Below are 3,063 nucleotides of genomic sequence, written 5' to 3' on the forward strand. Positions count from 1 at the left end.
CACTCACCGTCAACCAGTCCACCTCCTGGGGCGACCGCGACGCCGACGGCGACGTGGACGCCACCGACAAGGGTACCGTGGGCGTTACCTGCACCGGCACGCCCTCCGCCGAATGCCGAATCCTCGATCTGGATTTTGATGGGGACTACGACAGCACCGACGCCACGGCGTTTGATGATTTGGTCCAAGGCGCGGCGAAAAAGGCAGGGATCGCGCACTCCGGCGTCGAGCAGGTGATGGGGCATCAGGGGTTGCTGTCTGACCCAGAGGCCGGAAGCTGCCAGAATCGCGGACGGCACTATTCTACCCGTACTCGATCCTTTCTCCAACGTGACCCACTCACATGGATACACTCTTCTGGATCTGGTTTTCAAGACGGAATGGGCCTGTATTCTTACCTACGTAACGACCCGATTCGGAATCTCGATCCACAGGGCACGGTGGCCTTATACACATATACTTGCACTCTAACGGGATCAGTCTGGCAAGGGGCTTTTTGTTTGAACTGTGTTTACGTATGTTCTCCTACTGCCTGCACCAACCTTCCCGGTTTTACGGGATGCCTCTGTTGGTGGCCTTCACCTTGCAATGCCCCTACCTCCGATGTCGCTAGTATAAACGTAACCACAAAACTCCCATTCTTCGCTACGTGCCCAACCTATTCTTACTCAGTACCTATTCCATGATTCTATTGCATATCACCTGCAAAGCTCTATCAACTCCGAATAGGACGGATCTGCACAGATTATCCGATCACTTCGGCACAACCGTGCAAGTGGGCGAAACGTTGGCGCGCTTCATCCCATGCCTATGAAAACGTCATTGACAAATCGACGCCCGACACGTTGCGTGGACTGTGGCTACGACCTTCGCGGACTCGACCCTTTCGCTAGCTGTCCGGAGTGCGGCACCCCAATTCAATGTACGCTGTACAATATTCCACACTTCGTCAAGCCTATTGCCACCATCGGCGCACATGAGCGGTTAAACTGTATTTACTGCGACACCGCTCTGAATGGAGGCCAGATGAATTGTGAGGGGTGCGGTGCGCCCGTATGCGCTTCCCTATTTGGGTCGTGGCTCGTGTCGAGCCCAGTTGCCTGGCTCCAGCGAGTGTATGCCGGTTTGCGGTATTTTTTGATTGCTCTCATCTTGTTTCCCTCACTCACATTTATTGAGGGTTTATTAGTCACTGCTCTTGTTAGCGCCGGATATTTTGCGATTCACACGGACGGGCCTGCTATTTATCCTGTTGCCCTTCGGATCAGTTTCATTAATGCCCCATCTTATGTCGCAGGATTCGTCGCAATAATAGTCATTACAGCAGCTTATCCAGGCGCAGTAACTCGCCCGCGGGAGGTCTTATTGCGAAGGGCGCTTCGTGTTCTTGCTCTATTCACGGTATTCGCATTTGTACTGGACTGCGCGAATGGAGTTCTAGTTGACAATCTGGTTGCACGGTGGACTGTTATCGGAGTGTTCCTCTTGACCAACACTACTTTTTTACTTCTACTTGCCTATATGCGATGTCTAATCGGGAGAATCCCGGACAGACTCTTGTCCGCTAAGCTCACAGCCGCCGCAGTGGTCTATGGCATTGGTTGCGTGTTAACACTCGTACGCATTATTGCATTTGTTGTATTGTCAAACAAGGATTTGAAGGCTTTCTATTCCTCATTGGCTGGATCAGTTGTCGGTTGGGCCCTTCCAATAGTTGAGATTCTATGTCGGTTTGTCGGCTTTCTGTGGATTGCCATCGTGGGAGTTCGTCTTTATCGGGCATTTTGTAAAGCAATGAATGAGAATGAGCACAGCACCATCGCTCTGCCGCTGCTAGCGACGTAGGGTGCATCTCGATGAGGATTTTGCATCAAGCCGCCTTTCTCGGACGGTTCTGACAGCCGGGTATCCATGAAGAGGCTGTCGCTTGTCAACGGTTTCATGGTTTCCTCGGGGCCTCCCGATGGGCGTCAGCCCCGTTTCCGGAGGGGATTGAAGCCGAGGCGTCCGGGGGCGAGCAGCCCCCGCGCGTAAGCCGTCTGTGGAGCGCCGGCCGGCGGAGCGTCCTGCGCCTTTAGGCTTCGGTTCCAAGAACCGCGCTTCACGTATCCATTCGGTGAGCGTTCGACGAACCACGTGGTGCCGATGGCGGAGCGGGCAGGGCCGAGGACATAGGAATGCCCGCGTTCTTGTGTCAGGCTACGCCGCTGAGATCTGCTGGGGCTGGCGGCCGGATGGGGCGAATCGTTGCTTCCACTCCCTGGGCATCAGCTCTTTGATGCCGTCGGGCGGATGGGTGTGGATCCGCAGGAGCACGTCCTTGAAGTACGCGAAGGGGTCTACGCCGTGCAGCTTGCAGGAGACGACCAGGCTGAACAGGACGGCCGCGTAGCGGGCTCCGTTCTCGCTGCCGCAAAAAATCCATTTCTTGCGGCCGATGACCATCTGTTTGATCTGCCGCTCGGAGTGGTTGTTGTCGATGTTCAGGAGCGCGGCGGGTGGCATGGCCACGCTTCGTGGCCATGATTGAGATTGCCAAGGTCTGGCGGTATACGACCCTGCTGATCGACACCACCGACTCGACCTTCAGCTACGGCGGCGTGGCTTTCGCGGCCGATCCCAGCGCCACCGTGGCCAACGTCAAAATCGGCTACGACAACAACGCCGACAACGATATAGACGACGCCGGCGATGACCTCGTCGTGGACATCTCCGACTTCAGCGACACTTCACACACCCCGGCCTACGACGACGCCGGCAACCTCGTCGACGACGGCCAGTACATCTATCGCTACGACGCCTGGAATCGCCTGGTCAAGGTCCGCGCCAAGCAGGACGACGTTACAATCCAAACCGCCCACTACGATGGAACCGGGCGCAGAATTAAGAAAGTGGTCTCGAACCGCGGCGACCTCGACGCGACCGAGTTGTATTACTATGATGGATGGAAGGTTATCGAAATCCGCCAGGGCAGCGGGACTGAAATGGACCGCCAATACATCCACGGGACGCAGTACATCGACGAGCACATCATGATGCGGGCCGCGGGCAAGGGTGACCTCT

The 3,063-nt window shown here is 56.0% G+C and carries 3 protein-coding genes; 2 read left to right on the forward strand and 1 reads right to left on the reverse strand.

Going from position 1 to position 3,063, the window contains the following annotated elements; genetic code table 11:
- Nucleotides 1-686 (forward strand): hypothetical protein (locus tag J5J06_18565; GenBank protein ID MCO6439101.1); only part of this gene is annotated, 686 nt, incomplete at its 5' end.
- A 1,513-nt stretch (nucleotides 687-2,199) separates the two neighbouring features.
- Here the strand turns inward: J5J06_18565 and J5J06_18570 are convergent.
- Entirely contained in the window at nucleotides 2,200-2,505 is a 306-nt protein-coding gene (locus J5J06_18570; GenBank protein ID MCO6439102.1) for a transposase domain-containing protein, read from the reverse strand.
- Between J5J06_18570 and J5J06_18575 the strand changes: the two genes are divergently transcribed.
- Nucleotides 2,499-3,063 (forward strand): hypothetical protein (locus J5J06_18575; protein MCO6439103.1); only part of this gene is annotated, 565 nt, incomplete at its 3' end. The genes J5J06_18570 and J5J06_18575 overlap by 7 nt on opposite strands.

This window comes from Phycisphaerae bacterium (assembly GCA_024102815.1).
GTDB lineage: Bacteria > Planctomycetota > Phycisphaerae > UBA1845 > UBA1845 > JAGFJJ01.

Bases quoted from the DNA above. Each gene is read 5' to 3' on its own strand.
- J5J06_18570 (MCO6439102.1), bottom strand. From the start codon at position 2,505: ATGCCACCCGCCGCGCTCCTGAACATCGACAACAACCACTCCGAGCGG.